A 23,349-nucleotide genomic window follows, 5' to 3' on the forward strand; every position below is an offset into this window, starting at 1 on the left:
TCATAGCATACTTTTCATTAACGCGTAAACAATTATCGTCATAAAGATTTCGACAAACGTTGCTATTCATTATCTTTTCACACGCAGACCAACAGACAAAAAATTTACAGACGTCATTTCACCTTAATTGCCTTCTTCGGGCACATTTCCTGGCAGCAGAAGCAGCGGATGCACTTCTTGTAGTCGTAGACGGGGGGATGGTTTTTGCCATTTCGGAAGTCTACGGCTTTACCGGGGACGGGGCAGCTGTTGACGCAGATGCCGCAATGGATGCATTTGTCGGGCTCAATGTAGGGCTTCTTCTGGAAAATATTCAGGGCTTTGGCCAGTTTGGTCCAGATGTTGCTGCGGACTTTGGTGCGGTCTACGTTGAAATGAGGATTGCCGTACTGTTCTATTAATGCTTCCATAGGGATTATATTACAAGATATATTAATATCACTTTGATTTTCATCTGCTGAAATATCTGCATTCTCGCATTGCTTCTTAGCAACAGTTATTTTATTGTTTTTCTGTTCCTCATTTCCATCATCACGTTCTACCGATATCTGAGAATTCTCCTTAACTACCACAACCTCAATATTCGATTCTTTGCAATTCCCCAGCCCCATCTTTTCCCCATGATAATTGGTGGGAACCATCTCTGGTTTCAGATAGACCAGTCTTGCAAAGACGCTGTCCAGAGCTACGGGATCGGTGGACATGAGGATCACGTTCATGACTGTCGGATCTCCGGAGCCGGGGCCATTGCCTTCCATGGCGGTGATTCCGTCCAGTATGTAAAGCCTGGGCTTCACATACTGGTTCAGGTCGATGAGCATCCGGGCGAAGCTGTCCGCGCTGGGGTATTTGGTGTGACCGATGGCTTTATTCTTTCCATATATAAAGCCGTAGCTATTCTTTACTGCGCCGGTGATCCGCTCCAGAGCATGGGTTTTCATCTTGGAAAGAGAAATCACACAGTCTGCTTCCAGCAATTCTTTCGGAAGGATAAACTCCTTCGCCTGGACTCCATCTGGGTTCTCCACATGCACACCCTTGGTGTAATCAATGGCTGGGATCTGGTATTTCTCCAGATAGGTGTCCATTCCGGTACCCTGGATTACCTGCTTCGTAGTTCCGTGACCGCAGGAGTCCGCAAGTACAATATTCTCATAGCCCTCCTCGCGCAAAATCCGGGCAAAGGCGCCCACCACCACCGGGTGGGTGATCACAGCCTTCTCCACTTCTGCTTTTTTCAGAAGGTTGGGCTTTAAAAGGATTTTTTCTTCTTTATTAATAAGGGCGCCAACGCCTCCAAGTTCTTTTAAACCTCTCTTTAAAAGGGTATATATCCGTTCTTCCTCATAGGAATCACAAGAAAGTACGATTACTTTACTTTTTTCATTCATGTTTTGTACCTGTATTCTAAATCAGCAGCTGATGCTGCCAATCTGACATTCTTATTTTATTTTGTAATTCAAATCCTAGCTACTCTACAGTTATATTCCAAATCAGCTATTTCTCATCAATGCATACCGCTCTCAGCGCTTTCCGCACCGGCAAAATACACGCTGGTACCACAGACAGCGCATCCACTCCCATCCGAAGGAACGTCTCCGTCAATCTGGTATCTGCTGCCAGTTCCCCGCAGAGACAGACCTTACAATCTTGTGCGTGTCCGGCGTCTACGATCATCTTTATCATCTTCAGGATTGCCGGATGATGGTCGTTATATTTCTTCTGCAAAAGAGGATTCTGCCGATCCATGGCCAGGGTGTACTGGGTCAGGTCATTGGTTCCGATTCCAAGGAAATCCACACGTTTCGCCAGTTCTTCCCCAATCATCACAGCAGCCGGTGTTTCCATCATAATTCCGGTCTGGATTTCTTTAAAAGGCACTCCTGCTGCCCGCAGCTCTTCTTTCACCTCTGCCACCAGAGCTTCAATCTCGTCCATTTCCTCTTCTGCACAGATCATGGGGTACATCATGCCCAGATTGCCATACCAGCTTGCCCGGTAAATAGCGCGGATCTGTGTTTTAAACAGATTCTTCCGGTCCAGACTGAGGCGGATTCCACGGTTTCCCATAAGAGGATTGGTTTCCTTAGGAATTTCAAGATAAGAGGCCTGTTTGTCTGCCCCAAGGTCCGCGGTACGGATGATCACAAGGCGGTCTCCCATAGTCTGGGCGGTCTTCTTATAGGCCTGGAAAAGCTCTTCCTCACCAGGATAGTTTTCCCTGCCAAGGTACTGGAACTCGCTTCGAAGAAGTCCGATTCCCCTTGCCCCATAGTAAAGGACACTGTTCAGGTCATCCAGACTGCCAATATTGGCGTAAATTCCTACTTTTCTGCCATCCTTTGTCACATCTGCCTGGTCTTTCAGCTTCAGAAGCTCCTCCCGCTCTACCAGATCTGCTTTTCTGCGGATCTCGTATTCCTTGCGGATCTCGCTGTCTGGCTCCAGGTAGATGGTTCCCGTATAGCCGTCAATAATGGCCACGTTGTCTTCCCACTCTTCCTCTGACTGGGGGATTCCAATGCCTGTAACACAGGGAATGTCCATGTTTTTCGCAAGGATGGCCGCATGGGAGGTGGAGGAACCTTTCCGGGTGATAATGCCAAGAAGCTTTTCCTTATTCATTTCCATTAGTTCAGCAGGGGACAAAGTGTCTGCAGCCAGGATTACAGGTTCTTCTCCCAGGTCAATTTTATTCTCGTCTTCCCCAAGGATTTCCAGAAGGAGGCTGGACACCCGGCTTACATTGTGGATCCGTTCTTTTATGGACGGGTCATTTAAGCTGGAAAAAGTGCTCTGCAGCTCATCTCTGGTGGTCTGTACTGCATAGGCAGCCGTTACCTTTTCTCCTGTGATCATGCTCTGCACTGCCCGAAGGAAGCTGCCTGAGCCCAGAAGCTCCGCCTGTTCCAGAATTTGTTTTTCTGACATTCTGTCATACTCTTCCTTCAAAGTCTGCATCACATGCCGTCTGGCTATATCAAAATTCTTCAATTCCTTCTTCACATCATCCGCCTGATGCTGCCGGACCTGGTATTCCCCTTTTCGATAAAACCGTATTTTCCCAATAGCTATTCCCGCAAAGGCGGAAGCGCCTTTATATATTTCCATTTTGTTTCTCCTCTCAAAAAGAATCCTTCTAAACAAGATTCTTCGCCTGCGGCATAACGCTCTTGCAATCTCTGCCATTCCACTGCAATACGCTTCTGTCCGTCAGGCCTTTTTCTTCCATGTAAATAATAATCACACACTGGCAAAAATTTGTCAATAAGAGAAAAAAGAGCCCCCACAGCAGTTTCCGACTTCTTTCCCAAAGTCTTCCCCTTCCATGCAGGCTCGTCCTATTTCTATTGCTTCACTTATTTACTTAATCACACGCTGCCTTGAACTCAGTCCAGTTCTTATTATACTGCTCTTCAGCCTCAGCGCTTACGTTCTTAATGCTCTCTCCGCTTGTTACGCTGTCCGGGACTACCAGGTTTTCGTCTACCAGCTCATCTGCAGCTTTGTTGGTGCAGTAGTAACCGATATAATTGAAGCACTGTGCAGCAACCTCCGGTCTTAAGATGTAATCTACAAACTGATAAGCTGCATCTGCGTTTGGTGCCTCGCTTGGAATGAACATTCCCATAACGCCGAAGCCAAGTCCCTCTTCCGGGTAAACCACCTTCAGATCCGGGTTCTCAGCCAGGGCTGCCGTTACCTGGGAAGTGTAAAGGAATCCAACAGAAGCCTCCCCGTTCAGAAGTGCATTCTGGGTATTGTCATCCTGGATCATACGAACGTTAGGAGCCAGCTCTACCAGCTTGTCGCCAGCTTCTTTAATTACATCCACATCTTCCTCGTTCATGCTCTTACCCATAGTGAGAAGGGTGATACCATTAATAACACGATAGTTTCCGATCAACGCAATGCTGTCTTCCAGAGATGGATCCCACAGATCAGAATAGCCTTTGATATCAATGTCAACCTCATCCGGATCATATACGATCAGCGGAATACCTGCACCGTACGGTACCGTGTACTCGTCGTTCTCGTCATAGAACTGTCCCTGGTAAAGAGGATTGATGTTTCCCCAGTTTGTGAGTTTCTCTTTATCAAGCTTGGTGGCAAGACCTTCTTCTACGATTTTCTCAAGAATGTAATCATCTGCGATTACTACATCGTAATCTCCGCCTTTTGCCATGGAAACCTTCTCCAGCATGGTCTCGTCTGTGTCAAAGTTGGAGTATACGATCTTGCATCCGGTCTCTTCCTCGAAACCGTCCAGAACCTCCTGCGGGAACATGCCTTCCCAGGTATAAAGGACCAGCTCAGAATCAGCTGCGTATACAGGTGCCACGCTGCCGCATACAGCTGCGGCTGCAAGAATTACTGCAAGTAACTTTTTCTTCATAATAGTCGTTCTCCTCTCTGTCCGGCCAGGACACCTCCGGTCCTGGGTATTTACTTTTTGCCTACTCCGCCTTGATTTTCGTCCACAGCTCCGCATATTTCTGCTTGATCTTTGGCTCCTGATAGCGGAAGATCTCGCTGTTTGGATTTTCGAAATCCGGGATATAGGAGGAAACCCCTTCATACTCTCCGGTGATCATGGTTTCGTAAACACTCTTTACAGGTGAAGTATACCCTACTTCTTCCGTATTGGAAAGAGCAGATTCTTCTTCCAGCATAAAATTAATAAATTCATGTGCCAGCTCCACCTCGCTGCAGTCTCTTGTGATGACCATGGCATCGTACCAGTTGTTGGTTCCCTGGTCTGGAGTGAAGTAATCCATGTTTGGATTTTCGCTTATAATATAGGAAGCATCTCCGGAATAAACAACTGCCATGGCCTTGTTTCCGGAAATCATATTATCAATAACATCATCACCGGCGTAAATCGGATCCATGGTATTTCTCTGGGCGATCAGCCACTGATAAGCTTCCTGGATCTGATTTTCGTCCGTGGTGTTCATGGAATATCCAAGAGCCTTCAGTGCTATCATAAAGGAATCTCGCTCAGAATCATACATGTAAATATTTCCTTTGTACTTGGTGTCACAAAGGAGATCCCAGCCTTCCTGAAGATCCGCCGGATCCACCACTGTAGTATCATAGAGAATGCCAACAGTTCCCCAGAAATACGGGCAGGAATAACGGTTGCCCGGATCGTAGCTCTTGTTCATAACCTCATCCATCAGATTATCCTTATTCGGGATCAGATCCCAGTCAATATACTGGAGATAATCTTCCTTGATCAGACGCTCGATCATATAATCGGAAGGAACCAGCACGTCGTAGGACTCACCGCCGGAAAGCTTGGTGTACATCATTTCGTTGGATTCGAAAGTTTCGTAAACCACAGTACAATTATACTCCTGCTCAAATTGTGTAAGCAGATCCTGATCAATGTACTCTCCTGCATTGTAAACCTTCAGAACATGGCTCTCTGTAGCACCGCCGCCGCATTTGATCAGTCCGAAACCAAGGGCGAAAACCAGCAGAAGTGCGATCACACGCTGGATCTTTTTCGCATGCTTGCTTGCATGTTTTTCCAGAATTCTCGGAAGCACATTGGCAAACACCATAACCAGCACGATGACCACAATAACGATTGTGGACAGGGCATTGATGGTAGGGTTGATTCGCTTGGTCATATTGTAAACCACAATGGAAATATTCTTCACACCGTTTCCGGACACGAAATACGAAATTACGAAATCATCAAAGGACATGGTAAACGCCAGCAGCGCGCCTGCGAAAATACCGTCCTTGATCATAGGCACAATAACCTTGGTCAGCGCCTGGAATGGGGTGGCTCCAAGGTCCATGGCTGCATTTGCCAGGTTGGGATCCAGGCTTCGCACCTTGGGATAAACGCTGGTAATTACGTAGGGCGTACAAAAAGATATATGCGCCAGCAGCATGGTAAAATACCCTTTTCGGAATCCCAATGAGGAAAACAGAAGCATCAGTCCGATGGCAGTTACAATATCCGGGTTCAAAATCGGCAGGTTGTTAATATTTAAAAGTGTTTCCTTTAACACCTTTCTGGACTTGGAAAGGCCAATGGCAGTGATGGTTCCCAGCACTGTGGAGATCACCGTTGCCAGAATCGCAATGGTCACAGAAACGTAAACCGCTTTGCTGACCTCTGTATTGTGAAGCAGCTCTGTGTACCATCTCATGGAAAATCCCGTAAACTTGGTCAGGGATTTGGATGAGTTAAAGGAAAAGATCATGGTCACCAGGATGGGCAGGTAAAAGAACACCAGGCAGATGGCCACGTAAAATCTCTGAAAAAAGCTTGTTTTTTTCTGCATGATATCCCTCCTACTCTCCTTTTTCCTTGTCCATCCGCTTCATCAGGCTCATGGAGAGCAGGATGATCACCGCAAGGATCATGGAAATGGCACTACCAAAGTTCCAGTCTCCAACGGAGATAAACTGGGACTCGATCAGGTTACCGATCAGCATGTACTGTCCGCCGCCCAGAAGTTTCGGAATAACGAAGGAGGAAATGGCAAGAAGGAAAACCATCATAATACCATTTACCACACCTGGCAGAGACAGCTTCCAGATTACTTTCCAGAAGGTCTGGAAACGGTTAGCTCCCAGATCGTAGGCTGCCTCAATCAGGGATTTGTCCATTTTATTTAAGGAAGTATGGATAGGAATGATCATAAATGGCATAAAGTTGCAGATCAGACCTACCATTACGGAAAAGTCGGTATACATCATGCTGATGGGACCCAGCCCGATTTTTGCCAGAAGGTTGTTGATGATTCCGTTATCGGACAACAGGTTCATCCAGGCATAGGTACGAAGAAGCATGTTGATCCACATTGGAATGGTTACCAGCATGATCAGAAGTCCCTGCACTTTTTCGGAACATCTTGCGATGATCAGGGCCAGGGGATATCCCAGCACCAGACAGATAAAGGTGGTGAGAAGTCCCAGCCAGAAGGATTTCAGGATTACGTTCAGGTAAGTGGCTTCCAGGAATTTCACAAAGTTTCCCCAGGTGAAGGAAAGCGTCATAACTTCGTTTCCTTCGGTGGTGAACGCATACAGGACAATCAGGAAAAGTGGGATCACAAGGATGACGATTGCCCAGATAAAATAGGGAATGATCAGGCGCTTAAACTGTTTCATTAATAAGCACCCATTCTGTACATTACGTGAATGTCTTCTGGTCCGAATTTCAGTCCTACCTGGCGGCCCACTTCCGCGTAATCGGTGGTCTGAACTTTATAGGTACGCAGCTCTGTCTCTACAAGGATTTCGTAGTGAACGCCTTTGAAGGTTACATTTCGCACAACGCCGGTGATCTTCGCCTGGGATGGCTCTACAATATCAAGGTCCTCCGGACGGAGCACAACTTCGATCTCTTCGTTGTCCTCAAAGCCTTTGTCCACGCACTCGAACTCAAATCCGTCAAACTGAACCAGGTAATCTTTGATCATAATTCCTTCTATAATATTTGACTCTCCGATAAAGCTTGCTACGAAACGGTTTTCAGGCTCGTTGTAAATGTCCGTCGGGGAACCGATCTGCTGGATTTCACCGTTGTTCATAACAACTACGGTGTCAGACATGGAAAGAGCTTCCTCCTGGTCATGGGTGACGTAGATGAAGGTAATTCCAACCTCCTGCTGGATTTTTTTCAGCTCGATCTGCATCTGTTTACGGATCTTGGCATCCAGGGCGCCAAGAGGCTCGTCAAGGAGAAGGATCTTCGGCTCGTTTACCAGGGCTCTTGCAATGGCAACTCGCTGCTGCTGTCCACCGGAAAGCAGGGTAACGTCTCTTTTTTCGAAGCCTTCCAAACCTACCATTTTCAGCATTTTGCTGACTTTCTGGGCGATCACGTCTTTGTCCATTTTTTTCAGATTCAGACCGAATGCAATATTTTCCGCCACATTCAGATGTGGAAAAAGGGCGTATTTCTGGAAAACGGTGTTTACCTCTCTCTTATATGGGGGAAGTTTGGAAATCTCAATGCCGTTAAACAATACTTCGCCGCCGCTTGGCTCCTCGAAGCCAGCGATAATACGAAGGGTTGTGGTCTTTCCGCAGCCACTTGGTCCCAGAAGGGTGAGAAACTCGTTCTCATAGATGTCCAGGTTGATTCCGCGGAGAACCTGCTGGTCATCAAAGTTTTTGGTGAGGTTTTTCAACTCGATGAGTTTGTTCATTTGTGTGCTCCTTTCCGTCCCTAAGCAGAAATATCGACGATATTTCCTCATGCCGTGAAAAAAACCGGCTTTTATCAGGTGATTTTCTTAATGGATTCCTATCTAATATTCAGGAATCGAACTTTCCTATGGTCTGATTACTTGTAGCACAGAAAAATTAAGTATCTGTTATAATAACGTTTACTTATTGTTTACTGTACTAATTTCTTCTTAATTTCTTTATAAGAGAATAAATAAGAAGAATCACCACTGTAAAAGCCAGCATAATCGTACACAGGGCATTGATTTCCGGCGTGACACCGGTTTTTATCTGAGTGTACACCTTGATTGGCAAGGTGGACAGCCTCGGACCGTTAATAAAAATACTGATTACCACGTCATCCATGGACATGGCAAAGGCAAGTAATGAGCCAGACGCCACAGCTGGCATGATCAGCGGCAGCGTGATGTCAAGAAAGGCTCTCACGGAAGTGGCTCCAAGGTCCCGGGCGGCTTCCTCAAGGGAAGGATCCATGCCCACAAGCCTTGCTTTTACTTCCATCAATATATACGGAATGCAAAATACCGTGTGCCCGATGAGCAAGGTAAGCATTCCAAAGGGCAGGTTCAGCATATAGAAAAATGCCATCAGCACCATACCCAGAATGATTTCCGGTATCATAAGGGGCAAAATGGAGATGTACTCCAATGCGCCTTTTGTTTTCCAATGGATCCGTGACAGACCAACAGCGCCCAGGGTTCCGATCACTGCAGATACTGCGCAGCTGGCCACCCCAAGGATCAGGCTGTTTACCAGGGCTTCCATCATGGCGCTGTCTGCGAACAGCTTTTCGTACCACTGGAGGGAAAATCCGGTGAGACGTACGGGAAGCTTGGATTCATTGAAGGAGAAGATAATGACTACAGCTACGGGGAGGTACATTAAGAAAAAGATCAACCCCAAATATATTTTTTCAAAACGTGTACTCTTTTTCATCCCAGCCCCTCCACTTCTTTCGCATTTGTAACCTTGCGGTACAGCAAGATCATCAAAGTGGTAAGGATCATCATGATCACCGCCAGGGCTGCCGCGAAGGGCCAGTTATTTCCCCTGGTCATCTGATCCTGGATCAGGCTTCCGACCAACACCACCTTGTTTCCGCCCAGGATATCTGCTATGAAAAACAGTCCCATGGAGGGAATAAAGGTAAGGATCACACCGGACAAAAGTCCCGGCAGTGTCAGCTTAAAGCTTACTGTCCAAAAAGCCTTCGCCTTACTGGCTCCCAGATCACGGGCAGCTTCTACCAGTGACCAGTCCAGTTTTTCTGCGCTGGAATACACCGACAGGATCATAAACGGCAGAAGGACATAAATCATGCCAATGACGATTGCCGGATAGCTGTACATGATTTTCAGCGGCTTCTGGATCAGGCCAAGCTTTTTCAGAACAAAGTTCAGAAGACCTTTTTTCTGGAGGATGATGATCCAGCCGTATAAACGGATCAGGGAATTTACCCAGAATGGAAGCATGAGGAGAAGCATGGCTTTCTTTTTGCCTCCTGTTGGTAATTTCGCAATGAAGTAGCCAAATGGGTAGCCGATCAGGGTGATAAAAAGGGTGCTTGTAATGGCTAACTGGAAGGACTGGGCGAAGGTGTTCAGGTACACCGGTTCCAGGATCTTCCGGTAATTATCCAGGGTAAAGATCCACTGTACGCCGTGGATTTCTCCTGGGGTGGCAAAGCTTAGAGCCACCATGTACAGGAGGGGACATGCCACGAAAATCAAGGTAAAAATGTATAGCGGCAGGATCATGCCGATGGTAGCGTGAGTGTGCTTCGCCGAAGATTTGCTCCGGCTTATTTTGCCCCTCACAGTCTTTCTCCTTTTGCATTGTCTACTATAACAGCATTCTTCAGATCAAAGTACCAGTTTATCTGCTGGCCTGGCTGAATATTTGCATTCATGCCGAATCGGCTGGCTGTGATTTCTGTTCCGTCTGGCAAGACTAGCAATACTCTTAGCTGTCCCGCAGCAAAATTTTTCTCCTTTACCACTGCCGAATAGCCCTGTTTACAATTTTCATCCAATATTATGTTCTCACTTCGAATTGCCACTGTTCCATCCATACCCACAAGCTCGCCTTTCAGGATATTGGCATTTCCCACAAAAGTTGCCACATAACTGGTTTTCGGGTGGTTGTAGATTTCATCCGGAGTGCCGATCTGCTCAAAACGTCCCTGGTTCATGACCACAATCCGGTCAGACATGTTGATGGCCTCTTCCTGATCATGAGTGATATAGATAAAGGTAATTCCCAGCTTCTTCTGCAGGCGCTTTAATTCCAGCTGCATGGCCCTGCGAAGCTGCAGATCCAAAGCTCCAAGCGGCTCATCCAGAAGCAGTACCCGGGGATTATTTGCCAGTGCTCTTGCAATTGCCACCCGCTGCTTCTGTCCACCGGATAACTCGGCAGGTTTCCGTTTCTCATACCCCTCCAGCTGCACCAGCTCCAGCATTTCCTTTACCTTTTTCTTGATATCCGCTTTTGACACTTTTCGTATTTTCAAGCCATATCCGATATTGTCCGCCACGTTCATATGGGGAAAAAGAGCGTAATTCTGAAATACCGTATTTACGTCTCTTTCATTTGGCTCCAGATTCGTCACATCCTTGCCCTCCAGCCATACACTTCCGCTGTCTGGCTGTTCCAGGCCAGCGATAATGCGGAGAGTGGTGGTCTTGCCGCAGCCGGATGAACCAAGTAATGTGACGAATTCGCCTTGCTCTATTTTTAAGTTAATCCCCTGAAGGACATATTCTCCTGGAGTAAAACTTTTTTTCAGATCTTTTAATTCAAGAAATGAGTCAGACATTTGTCCCCTCCTCTCTGTGTGATTTCAAATTTACGAAAAAAAACACGGGATACCTACCAGCTTTATATAGAGAAATGCTTCTGCATAAACACTATACATGTCTATGCGGTGCATTTACTGCATATTGCTATATCGGTAACCCGTATTCTCATACATTTTTTCGAAACAAGGTACACCAAAAGCAGGTCCGTCCTGCTCCATCCAGTCAGAACGCACCCCGGTAGCTCCAAGATTCTCAGAGCCTCTTCCAAGCCCGCCTAAAAAAGCCGCAACACGCGCCGCGGTCTCACGCTCTATTTTCTTTTCAAAAAAGCCTGGGGCAGAATAACCTGACATATACCTCGTCTCCTTTGTGTTACTGATCACATCCTGACCAGTAACCCTTTGTTTGCAATCAAGGTGTATTCTATCATAGAATGAACCATTTGAAAACAATTATTTTCCCATTGATGACATATTTTTTCATTTAATAAATTAGGAGCAGACTCCAAATGGCTCTGCTCCCTTGCAAAAAATTTTCTCCTATAAGAAAAAGCTGGAAATGAGACTCGAACTCACGACCCCTTCATTACGAGTGAAGTGCTCTACCGACTGAGCTATTCCAGCTTATGATCTGGCAAATGGAATCATCTGCCAGACACAAAAATTATTTTAGTTTATATACGGGAATTTGTCAAGAAATATTTAACTTGAGTTTTCTTTGCATTTTCTCAGGTAATCTCTTGTTTCCTTTTCAAAGGTAATATTCCCAAGCTTTACATAACCTTTATTTTAAACCAGTCCTTCTCTGGAAATTCCACAACTGTACAGTCGTTTGCATAGGTACATTCCGGAAGAATGATCATGGCGTGAAGGACTTCGTTATGTACTGGCAGTGGACATAAATGCCAGATTGCCTGGTTGATTTTTACCATACAGCCCTTTGGAACAATGAAAGCCTTGGTAAGTTCCGGAACCGGAGTTCCTCCGGAAGCCGGGGCAACATGGATGATCATATCATCGTCCAAAGCTACGATTCCCTCCCAGGTTGTGGTGTGATACTCAGCCATCTTTACAACGCGGTCATCTTTTTTCACCGCGATCGGAGAAAAGCCCATGCTGCCGACACAGGTTCCTGAAATGCGGTCTGGGTAAAATTTATGAATCTCACCCTGCAGCGGATATCCCTCTGGCTCTGTCATAGAATAAAAGCTTCCATATGGTGCAAAATCTGCGGTGTTAATCTTTATTGCCTGAATTTCTTTCATTTGTAAAAACCTCCTGTTTTTGTTTCCCCATTTTTATATTATTTTATTGCTTTCTCTTTTTTCTCTGCCTTGACAGCTTCTTCTGCCTTTGCAGATTTTTCTTCCTTTACTGGCTTATTTGTAGCAGCTTTCTTTTCTACAATTTCTGTTTTCTTAGCTGCTTTTTCTGTGGCTGCTTCCACTTTCTTTGCAACTTTCGTTCTCGCAGCCTTTACCAGTTTTCCTGCATTCTTGTCTTTCGTGGTTTTCACAGCTTTTGCTGCTGTCACTTTCTTCTTAGCTGGTGTCTTCCCTGGAGTACAGCTGAAAATACTTACCCCCAGTGCTGGAAGTTTTACTTTAATGGAGTGCTCGCGTTCGTCGAACTCTTCTGCTTTGGCACTTTTTGCGCGGGCGTTTACTACGCCTTCGCCGCCGAATTCTGCTGCGTCGCTATTAAAGATCTCTTTATATTTTCCTGCAAAAGGCACGCCCACCTGGTAATTCTCGTGGGGAACTGCGGCGAAATTGCAGATTACAAGCAAAGTCTCTTCTGGCTTCTCTGTCTTTCGGAGGAATGTGATCACGTTCTCCTCGTATTTCATCAGCTGGATCCACTCAAATCCATCGTATTCATCATCCATCTGATAAAGGGCTGGTGAGCTCTTATAAATGGCATTCAATGCCTGAATGCATTTCGAGAGCCCCTCCGGCATCTCTGCTCCCGGCGCCATCATCTTGCAGCCAGGATGAACCATCATATAGGAATAAGCCGCTTTTACCTGTGCCAGCTTCTGCTTCTCATCCCCTGGAAGCTTCGCCATAAACGCCTCAAGGCTTCCCACATCTCTGCTTCCAAAAGTCAGGATATAATGCTCGGAATAGGCGTATAAGGTGGACAACGTCAGCTGGTCATGGTAATTCTTCCGCAAAATCGGATCTACGGACAGATAAAACAGGAAATCCCTTGTCCATCCGCCGCTCCATTTATAATCAAAACCAATGTGGTCATTCTCCACGCTGTCTGTAAGCTCCGGCCAAAGGCCATCCTCCTGGGCGATCAGAAGTGCACCTGGATCACGCTTTTTCACAATGGAATTCAGATGCTTCAAAAACTCAATGGCATGGAGGTTCTCATTAGAGCCATACAAATTCGGTGTCCATCCGTCTTTTCTGCCATAGTCCAGGTAAAGCATGGCATCCACATCATCCATACGAAGCCCGTCCACATGGAAAACTTCCAGCCAGAAGCAGGCATTGGAGATCAGGAAATCCTTTACCATAGGGCTGTCATAATTGTAAAGCATGGTTCCCCACATTGGGTGAACCGCCATATTCGGCTCCTTCACCTCATAAAGTGGTGTTCCGTCAAATTTCTCCAGTCCCCCTGCATACCTTGGAAACTGGGCCGGTGACCAGTCCAGGATCACACCGATTTCCTCTCTGTGAAGTCCGTCCACCAGCGCTGCAAATTCTGCCAGTGTACCATAACGTGTGCTTACTGCAAAATAGGCGGAAGTGGGATATCCGTCTGAATCCTCCTCCAGAAACTCCATAACCGGATGAAGCTCCACATGGGTGTAACCCTGCTCCTTCGCAAAAGCGATCAGTTCTTTTCCCTCTTTCCACTGTCCAAGGCTTGTCTCATAAATGGAAACAGGCTGCTTCCGGTCATCGTATTTCTTACGGTCAGCCATCCATTTCCCATCTGTCCACTGGAAACCGGCCACCTCTGCCACAACAGAATTCCATACTGGTGCCGGCTGGGTTCTGTTTCCATAAGGATCCGCTTTCTGAAGGATCACATCCCCCTTCGCCTTGATCTCATAGCGGTAAGCAGCTCCTGGCTTCACCCCTGGCACAAACAGTTCAAAAATACCGGACATGGGCATCTTGTGCATGGGAAGCACCCTTCCATCCCAGTTGTTGAATTCTCCAACCACACTTACCCGGATGGCATTTGGCGCCCACACTGCGAAATGGGTACCTGCTACGCCATCCATGGTCATAGGATGTGCTCCCATTTTCTTATAGGCCTCATAATAAACGCCGCCCAGAAAAGCTCTCTCATCTTCCTCTGTAAGAAGTCCTCCAAATGCGTAAGCGTCCTTGAATTTCTTCGTCTCCTTCTCAAGCTCTACCTGAAATTCATAATCCGGGATCTTTCTTCCTGGGATCAGAACTGCATAATAACCGGCTTCGTCTTCCAGCTCCATCTCATATTTCTTACGTCCCACAGCCACAACCGCGCTTCTGGCCTCTGGGAAAAATCCCTGTATCAGCACACCGTCCGGTGTCAGTCTTGGTCCCATCACATCCCTGGGCGCTGTCTCTTCCCCGTATACAACCGCTTCAATTCCTGGCCAGTCCATATAATCATATACTGTTTTACTCATAAGCCTCTCCATTTCCCCGCCAACATTCACGGATTGTCAGTCTTTCCAGATAAAAATGCCATTATTGTTATAATTTTCCAGAAGCCCAACCTTATATTTGCTACTATTTTACCATTTTTCTACCAGAAAGAAAAGGAATTTGTTTGACAAATATCCCCTGCTGCGTTAAATTATTGGTATATATTTTTGAAAACATCTAAGGAGGATTTTTCAATGAGCAATCGAAACTATGACGTGACTGCACTTGGCGAGCTTCTTATTGATTTTACAGAGAATGGCACCAGCGCACAGGGCAACCCAATTATGGAAGCCAATCCTGGCGGTGCTCCATGTAACGTTCTGGCAATGCTGGAGCGTCTTGGCAAGAAGACCGCTTTTATCGGAAAAGTTGGAAAGGACATGTTCGGAAACCAGCTGAAGGCCGCTGTGGAAGAAGTTGGAATTGATACCAGGGCTCTTATTATGGACGAGGAAGTACATACCACACTGGCATTTGTCCACACCTATCCGGATGGAGACAGAGATTTCTCCTTCTACCGCAACCCTGGTGCTGACATGATGCTGACCATGGATGAGGTACCGGACGATCTGATCCGTGATTCCCGTATTTTCCATTTCGGAACCCTCTCTTCCACTCATCCAGGTGTAAGGGAAGCCACCCGTCACGCCATCCATGTGGCCAAAGACGCGGGCTGTATCATCACCTTTGATCCAAACCTTCGTCCTCCGCTGTGGAAATCCCTTGAGGATGCCCGTAAAGAGATTGAGTACGGTCTTACCAAGTGTGACGTTCTGAAGATTTCTGACAACGAGGTAGAATTCCTCTTCGATACCACAGACTATGACAAGGGCGCTGCCCTCATCGAAGAGAAATACCACATTCCGCTGGTTCTCATTACCCTGGGTAAAGACGGAAGCCGCGCTTACTACAAGGGACGCCGCGTAGAATGTGCCCCGTTCCTTCAGGAGAATACCATCGAGACCACCGGTGCCGGAGACACCTTCTGCGCCAGCATCCTGAACTACGTTCTCGACCACGGCCTGAAAGACCTCGCTGACGAGAACCTGATGGAAATGCTCACCTTCGCCAACGCAGGCGCATCCCTCATTACAACCCGCAAGGGAGCCCTTCGTGTCATGCCAACCCGCGAAGAAGTTGAGGAATTTATTGCAAAGAGCGGTAGATAAACTTACTCTTAATCTATATAAAAAAACAGAGGCAACTGATTTCTTAAATCGGTAGTCTCTGTTTTTTATATAGCCAGATTTCCCCGGTGTGAACGGTTGAAGACAGTTAGTCGAATTTGGGGATTTTGTGAGCATAGCGATAGCCAGGTATGCACTGTCTGAGCCTTTAGGCGAGTTTGCATACCTGGCTATCAATAAGCGGCGGAGCAAAATCCCCAAATTCGACGTTGTCTGAAACCGTTCACACCGGGGAAATCGTCCGCCTTGAATATTCTTATTTATTTTACCACTCGAACCTTAGAAACGCCCTCAATCGCTTTCAGCGCATCCAGTGCTTCTGCAGAAGCCGCACTCTCCAGATCGATCAGAGTATAGGCGAACTCCCCTTTACTCTTGTTGGTCATATCCGCAATGTTCAGTCCCTCAGCACCAAGGATCTTGGTCAGCTGGCTGATCATGTTCGGGATGTTCTTGTGGGTGATGGCGATACGTCCAACAGCCACACAGGTACCCATATCACAGTTCGGGAAGTTTACGGAGTTCTTGATATTACCATTCTCAAGGAAATCACGAACCTCCTTCACAGCCATAACTGCACAGTTCTCCTCAGACTCCTCTGTGGAAGCTCCGAGATGAGGAGTCACCAGAATGCCCTCATGGCCTGCAACGGTATGGTTGGCAAAGTCCGTTACATACTTCTTCACCTTACCGCTGTCCAGTGCCTCAATAAGAGCATCCTCATCCACCAGAAGATCACGTGCAAAGTTCAGAAGCACAACACCGTCCTTCATCTTCTCAAAAGCTTCTTTATTGATCATCTTCTTGGTAGAATCCAGAAGCGGAACATGAACGGTAATATAATCACATTTGCTGTAGATCTCATCTAAGCTCTTGCTGTGCTTAATGGTACGGGAGAGATTCCATGCAGCGTCAATGGAAATATATGGGTCATAACCATAAACCTCCATGCCAAGGGAAGCTGCTGCATTTGCCACCATACTTCCGATAGCTCCAAGGCCGATGATACCAAGCTTTTTGCCCATGATCTCGCAGCCTGCAAACTGCTTCTTCTGCTTCTCAGCAAGCTTATCAATGTCCTCCTGGTCTTTTTCCCGCTGTACCCACTCAATACCGCCAACGATATCACGGGAAGCAAGAAGCATCCCAGCAAGAACCAGCTCCTTTACACCATTTGCATTGGCTCCAGGAGTATTAAATACAACAATACCTTTCTCTGCACACTCCTTCACCGGAATGTTATTGACACCGGCACCAGCACGTGCGATCACAGCAACGCTTTCCGGAAGCTCCATGTCATGCATTTTGGCACTTCTTACAAGAACTGCCTGGCAGTCATCCAGAGTATATGCTTTTTTGTAATTTTCATCAAAAATGTCCAGGCCTTTCTGGGCAATGGGATTCAGGCAATGATACTGAAACATTACGCATTTTCCTCCTCAAACTTTTTCATGAATGCAACCAGCGCTTCCACGCCAGCCTTCGGCATTGCATTGTAAATGCTTGCTCTCATACCGCCAACGGTTCTGTGGCCTTTCAGGTTCACAAGACCAGCCTTAGCAGCCTCAGCAACAAATTTCGCATCCATCTCCTTGTCACCAGTTACGAAAGGAACATTCATAAGGGAACGGTCTTTCGGAACAACAGTGCCGTGGAAAAGCTTGCTGGAATCAAGGAAATCGTAAAGGATCTTTGCTTTCTCCTCATTGCGTTTCTTCATTTCTTCCAGGCCGCCCATTTTCTTCAGCCATTTGAAAACTTTGCCGCATACGTAGATACAATATGCGTTCGGTGTATTATAAAGGGAACCTGCATCTGCATGTGTCTTATATGTAAGCATGGTAGGTGTTCCTGGAAGAACGTCCTCTGTGATCAGATCCTCGCGGATGATGGCGATGACCATACCAGCCGGTCCGATGTTCTTCTGAACGCCGCCGTAGATAATACCATATTTGCTTACATCAACAGGCTCGGAAAGGAAACAGGAGGATACATCCGCTACCAGTGTTTTTCCCTTTGTATTCGGGAGTTCTTTGAACTTGGTTCCATAAATAGTGTTGTTCTCGCAGATATAAACATAGTCTGCATCCGGGCTGATCGGCAGATCACTGCAATCCGGAATGTAGGAGAAAGTCTTATCCTCGGAAGAAGCAATCTTGTTTGCTTTTCCGTATTTCTGTGCTTCCTGGTATGCTTTCTTTGCCCACTGGCCGGTTACGATGTAGTCAGCCACCTTATTTTTCATAAGGTTCATAGGGATCATGGCAAACTGCTGGGAAGCGCCGCCCTGAAGGAAAAGTACCTTGTAGTTGTCCGGAATATTCATCAGCTCGCGAAGATCCTTCTCAGCTGTGTCGATGATTTCCTGGAATGCAGCACTTCTGTGGCTCATTTCCATAACGGACATGCCGGTACCATTGTAATCCATCATCTCGTCTGCGACTTCTTTCAACACCTCTTCCGGAAGGACTGCTGGTCCTGCGGAAAAATTGTACACTCTGCTCATTTCTTCACATCCTCCTCGTCAAATACCTCATCTAAACTTGCTCCTGCAGGAACCATAGGATATACGCTTAAATCCTGGTCGATCCAGCAGTCGAGAACTACCGGTCCCTCTGATGAAAGCGCCATCTTAAGTGCAGGCTCTACTTCTTCCATCTTCGTAACGCGGATTGCTTTTGCTCCCATTGCCTCAGAGACTTTCACGAAGTCCACACCGTCGTTTAAAACGGTCTGGGAATATCTGTGGTCATAGAAAAGAGTCTGCCACTGACGTACCATTCCAAGCACATGATTGTTCAGGATGATCTGGACAAGAGGTTTGCCGCAGCGAACTGCTGTGGCGATCTCGTTCATGTTCATACGGAAACAGCCGTCTCCTGCTATATTTACCACGGTTTTGTCCGGGCAGCCCATCTTTGCTCCGATAGCTGCACCAAGGCCGTAACCCATGGTACCAAGCCCTCCTGATGTAAGGAAGGTTCTCGGCTCCTTAAATTTGAAATACTGGGCAGCCCACATCTGATGCTGTCCAACATCAGTGGAAATAATTGCGTCTCCACCTGTCAGTTCATAAAGCTTCTGGATCACATATGGTCCGGTAAGCTGGGAATGATCGTAATTTAACGGATATTTCTCTTTCATATCCTGAATGTGCCGTACCCACTCTTCATGGCTCTTCTCCGGGATTTTCTCGAGGAGAAGCTTCAGCACTTCCTTCAAATCTCCGATCACAGAGGCATCCACTACAATATTCTTGTTGATCTCCGCTGCATCTACATCGATCTGCAGGATCTTTGCCTTCGGTGCGAAGGTCTTGGTATCTCCTGTTACACGGTCGCTAAAACGTGCGCCAAGAGTGATCAGAAGGTCACACTCACACATTGCGTAGTTGGAAGTCTTTGTTCCATGCATTCCAACCGGGCCGGTATAGAGCTCATCTTCTCCGGAAAAAGCACCTTTTCCCATAAGGCTGTCGCAGACCGGAGCCTGGATCTTATGGGCAAGTGCGCGAACCTCTTCAGATGCATCTGCGATCACGGCACCGCCGCCAACAAAGATAAATGGCTTCTTCGCTGCTGCGATCATCTGTGCTGCTGTGTCTACATCTTCCGGACGGATGGTGTCCACCTTGGGCTCTACGGCTGTGATGGTGTGACGGATATATTCGCATTTTGCTGCGGTTACATCCTTTGGTACGTCTACAAGTACCGGGCCAGGACGGCCGCTTTTTGCGATGATAAAGGCTTTGCGGATGGTGTCCGCAAGCTGTGTTACATCTTTCACAATGTAGCTGTGTTTTGTCACAGGCATTACAATACCTGCGATATCAACCTCCTGGAAAGAATCTTTTCCAAGAAGGGCAGTTCCAACGTTACAGGTAATTGCTACCACAGGAACAGAGTCCATACACGCGGTGGCAATTCCTGTTACCAGGTTGGTGGCTCCTGGTCCGGAGGTTGCCAGACACACGCCGACTTTGCCGGTTGCACGTGCATAGCCGTCTGCTGCGTGGGAAGCTCCCTGCTCATGGGAAGTAAGTACATGTTTGATTTTGTCACTATATCGGTAAAGGGCGTCATAAACGTTCAGGATGGCACCGCCTGGATAACCGAAAACGGTATCCACGCTTTGCTCCAGTAAACATTCTATGATGATCTCCGCTCCTGTAAGCTGCAATTTTGTTTCCTCCTAGTATTATTATTTCGCCTTTGGTACCTCGAGGATCGCACCGCGGTTTCCGGAGGTAACCATTGCTGCATATCTTGCAAGGTATCCGGTGGTAACCTTCGGCTCTCTTGGCTGCCATTTTGCTTTTCTTGCTGCAAGCTCTTCATCAGAAACCTTCAGTTCCAGTTTCAGCTCCGGAATGTTGATGCTGATGATATCGCCTTCCTCAACAAGAGCGATCGGGCCGCCTACTGCTGCCTCTGGTGAAACATGTCCGATGGAAGCTCCTCTGGATGCACCGCTGAAACGTCCGTCTGTAATAAGGGCTACAGAAGAACCAAGTCCCATACCTGCGATTGCAGAGGTCGGGTTCAGCATTTCTCTCATTCCAGGGCCGCCTTTTGGTCCCTCATAACGGATGACAACAACATCACCCTCTACGATCTTGCCGCCTTTGATGGCTGCGATAGCGTCTTCCTCGCAGTCAAAGACTCTTGCAGGTCCTTCATGAACCATCATCTCAGCAACAACTGCGGAACGTTTTACAACACTTCCGTCTGGTGCAAGGTTACCGCGAAGTACAGCAAGTCCGCCTGTGGTGCTGTATGGATTGTTGATTGGGCGGATGACTTCCGGATTCAGATTTACACAGTCCTTGATGTTCTCGCCAACTGTCTTGCCTGTTACAGTCATGCACTCTGTGTGAAGGAGTCCCTTCTTGTTCAGCTCGTTCATAACTGCGTATACACCGCCGGCTTCGTTCAGGTCTTCCATGTAGGTCGGGCCTGCCGGTGCAAGGTGACAGATGTTCGGAGTCTTTGCACTGATTTCATTTGCAAAGCTGATATCGAAATCCCAGCCAATCTCATGTGCGATTGCCGGAAGATGAAGCATACTGTTTGTGGAGCATCCAAGTGCCATATCTACGGTGAGGGCATTTAAAATTGCCTCTTTTGTCATAATGTCTCTTGGACGGATGTTGCGGCGGTACATTTCCATAACCTGCATTCCTGCATGTTTTGCAAGACGGATACGCTCAGAATATACAGCCGGGATAGTTCCGTTTCCTTTCAGTCCCATACCAAGAACTTCGGTAAGGCAGTTCATGCTGTTTGCGGTGTACATACCGGAACAGGAACCGCAGGTTGGACATGTTTTGTTCTCGCACTCTGTCAGGCCTTCCTCTGTAAGTTTGCCTGCTGCGTAAGCTCCAACAGCCTCAAACATGCTGGAAAGACTTGTCTTGTGTCCGTTTAAGTGACCAGCCAGCATCGGGCCGCCGCTTACAAATACGGTAGGAACATTGATTCTAGCTGCTGCCATCAAAAGTCCTGGTACGTTCTTATCGCAGTTGGGGATCATAACAAGGGCGTCAAACTGGTGTGCCAGTGCCATGGCCTCTGTGGAGTCTGCGATCAGGTCTCTTGTTACAAGGGAATATTTCATACCGATATGTCCCATTGCAATACCGTCACAGACAGCGATTGCAGGGAACATGATCGGGGTTCCGCCAGCCATTGCTACGCCAAGCTTTACAGCCTGTGCGATTTTATCCAGGTTCATGTGGCCTGGTACGATCTCATTGTAGGAACAAACAATACCTACTAATGGGCGCTCCATTTCTTCTTTTGTCATTCCAAGGGCATTAAACAGGGAACGGTGAGGTGCCTGCTGTGAGCCTGTCTTTACTGCGTCACTTCTCATAACTTGTATCTCCTTTATACTTCATAGCCGGAAAAATTATCCAGTTGCAGATGAGGGATATTTCCCGACTCATGCACTTTCCTGGATAAATACTTTCCGCGACTGATAAATCATTTTGTTTATTTCTGTTTTCCCGGATATATGGTTCATACCAATTAATTTAAACAGCTTTAAAATACTGTTCACTGACCATTTCACGAATCACATTACTGTGGGTGGAAGGACCGGCAATCTTTTAGCAATCAGATTTCCTTAGCAATTAAATCGCCCATTTCCTTAGTTCCAACCAGGGTACAGCCCTCAGACATAATGTCACCTGTGCGGTATCCGGCAGTCAGAACCTTCTGTACAGCTGCTTCAACTGCGTTTGCTTCCTCATCCAGATCCAATGAGAAACGAAGCATCATAGCTGCGGAAAGGATAGTTGCGATGGGGTTTGCCTTATTCTGTCCTGCAATATCAGGTGCGGAGCCATGGCTTGGCTCGTAAAGACCGAACTTGGTCTCGTTCAGGCTTGCAGAGGAAAGCATTCCGATGGAACCGGTAACCATACTTGCCTCATCAGAAAGAATATCACCGAACATGTTCTCCGTCAGGATCACATCGAACTGCTTCGGATCTCTTACCAGCTGCATTGCACAGTTGTCAACCAGCATGTGTTCAAGAGTAACTTCCGGGTAATCCTTGGCTACTTCTTCTACCACTTTTCTCCAAAGTCTGGAGGAATCCAGAACGTTTGCCTTGTCAACGCTTGTTACTTTCTTGCGGCGTTTCATGGCAATATCAAATGCCTTGATGGCAATTCTGCGGATCTCGTTTTCATTATAGGAAAGAGTATCGATTGCTTTCTTTACGCCGTTCTCTTCTACTGTCTTTCTTTCTCCGAAATAAAGACCGCCTGTAAGCTCACGTACGATGATCATGTCAAAACCGTCTCCGATGATCTCATCGCGGAGCGGGCATGCTGCACGAAGCTCATTGTATAAATATGCAGGGCGAAGGTTTGCAAAAAGATTCAGCGCCTTACGGATAGCAAGAAGTCCTGCCTCCGGGCGTTTGGATGGCTCCAGTTTATACCATGGGGATGTCTTGGCATCTCCGCCGATGGAGCCCATAAGAACTGCGTCAGAAGCTTTCGCTGTAGCGATGGCCTCGTCTGTAAGCGGTACTCCGTGTACATCAATGGAAGCTCCGCCTAAAAGGACTTCTGAATAAGAAAAAGTATGTCCGTATTTCTCGCATACTTTGTCCAGAACTTTCTTGGCTTCTGCAACGATTTCAGGACCGATACCGTCTCCTGGAATCAGTGAAATGTTGTAATTCATAATAAATTTCCTCTCCTTCGTTCATGATATCAGTGGGGGATCTCACGTCTCGCCTGACACCAATGGATAATTGTTATTATAATAACGCACTTTCTTTCAGATTTCAACCTATTAAAGTAAAAAACTGTCGTTTTCCCTCTTATATGAAATGATTTATGCAGGGACGAGCTGTTTTTTGTATAAAAATACAGTAGTCAGATAAATTCCGGCAGTTCAACTGGCTATGTAAGCCATATTTTAACAAAAGAAAAGGCCTCACTCCGCATGGGGTGAAGCCATTCTTT

The 23,349-nt window shown here is 46.9% G+C and carries 18 protein-coding genes and 1 tRNA gene; 1 reads left to right on the forward strand and 18 read right to left on the reverse strand.

Features of this window, described 5'->3' with window-relative positions:
- Positions 1 to 113 precede the first annotated feature (113 nt).
- The 13 genes from ACTQ50_RS10970 to glgB all read right to left on the reverse strand — a co-directional run bounded on the left by ACTQ50_RS10970 (position 114) and on the right by glgB (position 14,660).
- Positions 114 to 1,391: a DUF362 domain-containing protein gene (locus tag ACTQ50_RS10970; RefSeq protein ID WP_441484241.1), complete on the reverse strand. Its 1,278-nt coding sequence runs from the start codon at positions 1,389 to 1,391 to the stop codon at positions 114 to 116.
- Between the two features lie 106 nt (positions 1,392 to 1,497).
- Entirely contained in the window at positions 1,498 to 3,111 is a 1,614-nt protein-coding gene (ptsP, locus tag ACTQ50_RS10975) for a phosphoenolpyruvate--protein phosphotransferase (RefSeq protein WP_441484242.1), read from the reverse strand.
- Between the two features lie 256 nt (positions 3,112 to 3,367).
- Entirely contained in the window at positions 3,368 to 4,396 is a 1,029-nt protein-coding gene (locus tag ACTQ50_RS10980; RefSeq protein ID WP_441484243.1) for a polyamine ABC transporter substrate-binding protein, read from the reverse strand.
- A 61-nt stretch (positions 4,397 to 4,457) separates the two neighbouring features.
- Positions 4,458 to 6,305, reverse strand: coding sequence for an extracellular solute-binding protein (locus tag ACTQ50_RS10985; protein ID WP_441484244.1), 1,848 nt, complete (start codon positions 6,303 to 6,305; stop codon positions 4,458 to 4,460).
- Positions 6,306 to 6,315: 10 nt separating this feature from the next.
- Complete coding sequence (locus tag ACTQ50_RS10990; RefSeq protein ID WP_441484245.1) at positions 6,316 to 7,137, reverse strand: ABC transporter permease; 822 nt, start codon at positions 7,135 to 7,137, stop codon at positions 6,316 to 6,318.
- Positions 7,137 to 8,180 (reverse strand): spermidine/putrescine ABC transporter ATP-binding protein, encoded by a 1,044-nt coding sequence (gene potA / locus ACTQ50_RS10995; RefSeq protein WP_441484246.1) that lies wholly within the window; start codon positions 8,178 to 8,180, stop codon positions 7,137 to 7,139. The genes ACTQ50_RS10990 and potA overlap by 1 nt, the downstream gene beginning before the upstream one ends.
- 199 nt (positions 8,181 to 8,379) lie before the next feature.
- Positions 8,380 to 9,156: an ABC transporter permease gene (locus tag ACTQ50_RS11000; protein WP_441484247.1), complete on the reverse strand. Its 777-nt coding sequence runs from the start codon at positions 9,154 to 9,156 to the stop codon at positions 8,380 to 8,382.
- A complete protein-coding gene (locus ACTQ50_RS11005) occupies positions 9,153 to 9,977 on the reverse strand; it encodes an ABC transporter permease (RefSeq protein WP_441484276.1) in 825 nt (274 codons plus the stop codon). Before ACTQ50_RS11005 ends, ACTQ50_RS11000 begins: the two co-directional genes overlap by 4 nt.
- A gap of 56 nt (positions 9,978 to 10,033) precedes the next feature.
- The gene (locus ACTQ50_RS11010) at positions 10,034 to 11,038 is read right to left on the reverse strand and encodes an ABC transporter ATP-binding protein (RefSeq protein ID WP_441484248.1); all 1,005 of its coding nucleotides are present in this window, start codon (positions 11,036 to 11,038) and stop codon (positions 10,034 to 10,036) included.
- Between the two features lie 114 nt (positions 11,039 to 11,152).
- Complete coding sequence (locus ACTQ50_RS11015; RefSeq protein ID WP_441484249.1) at positions 11,153 to 11,374, reverse strand: hypothetical protein; 222 nt, start codon at positions 11,372 to 11,374, stop codon at positions 11,153 to 11,155.
- Positions 11,375 to 11,571: 197 nt separating this feature from the next.
- Positions 11,572 to 11,644, reverse strand: a tRNA-Thr gene (locus tag ACTQ50_RS11020).
- Between the two features lie 149 nt (positions 11,645 to 11,793).
- Entirely contained in the window at positions 11,794 to 12,285 is a 492-nt protein-coding gene (locus ACTQ50_RS11025; protein ID WP_226821181.1) for an ureidoglycolate lyase, read from the reverse strand.
- A 38-nt stretch (positions 12,286 to 12,323) separates the two neighbouring features.
- A complete protein-coding gene (gene glgB / locus ACTQ50_RS11030) occupies positions 12,324 to 14,660 on the reverse strand; it encodes a 1,4-alpha-glucan branching enzyme (RefSeq protein ID WP_441484250.1) in 2,337 nt (778 codons plus the stop codon).
- A 213-nt stretch (positions 14,661 to 14,873) separates the two neighbouring features.
- Between glgB and ACTQ50_RS11035 the strand changes: the two genes are divergently transcribed.
- Positions 14,874 to 15,848, forward strand: coding sequence for a carbohydrate kinase family protein (locus ACTQ50_RS11035; protein WP_441484251.1), 975 nt, complete (start codon positions 14,874 to 14,876; stop codon positions 15,846 to 15,848).
- 278 nt (positions 15,849 to 16,126) lie between these two features.
- Here the strand turns inward: ACTQ50_RS11035 and ACTQ50_RS11040 are convergent, their stop codons facing one another.
- The 5 genes from ACTQ50_RS11040 to leuB form a co-directional block, all read right to left on the reverse strand.
- The gene (locus ACTQ50_RS11040; RefSeq protein WP_441484252.1) at positions 16,127 to 17,290 is read right to left on the reverse strand and encodes a phosphoglycerate dehydrogenase; all 1,164 of its coding nucleotides are present in this window, start codon (positions 17,288 to 17,290) and stop codon (positions 16,127 to 16,129) included.
- Positions 17,290 to 18,372, reverse strand: a complete 1,083-nt coding sequence (gene serC / locus ACTQ50_RS11045; RefSeq protein WP_148461832.1) for a 3-phosphoserine/phosphohydroxythreonine transaminase — start codon at positions 18,370 to 18,372, stop codon at positions 17,290 to 17,292. The genes ACTQ50_RS11040 and serC overlap by 1 nt, the downstream gene beginning before the upstream one ends.
- Positions 18,369 to 20,045: a biosynthetic-type acetolactate synthase large subunit gene (gene ilvB, locus ACTQ50_RS11050; RefSeq protein ID WP_441484253.1), complete on the reverse strand. Its 1,677-nt coding sequence runs from the start codon at positions 20,043 to 20,045 to the stop codon at positions 18,369 to 18,371. The genes serC and ilvB overlap by 4 nt, the downstream gene beginning before the upstream one ends.
- 21 nt (positions 20,046 to 20,066) lie before the next feature.
- Positions 20,067 to 21,740, reverse strand: coding sequence for a dihydroxy-acid dehydratase (gene ilvD, locus ACTQ50_RS11055; RefSeq protein ID WP_441484254.1), 1,674 nt, complete (start codon positions 21,738 to 21,740; stop codon positions 20,067 to 20,069).
- Between the two features lie 242 nt (positions 21,741 to 21,982).
- Complete coding sequence (leuB, locus tag ACTQ50_RS11060; RefSeq protein WP_204453591.1) at positions 21,983 to 23,065, reverse strand: 3-isopropylmalate dehydrogenase; 1,083 nt, start codon at positions 23,063 to 23,065, stop codon at positions 21,983 to 21,985.
- Positions 23,066 to 23,349 lie beyond the last annotated feature (284 nt).

Source organism: Blautia sp. Sow4_E7, from assembly GCF_052116245.1.
Lineage (GTDB): Bacteria > Bacillota > Clostridia > Lachnospirales > Lachnospiraceae > Blautia_A.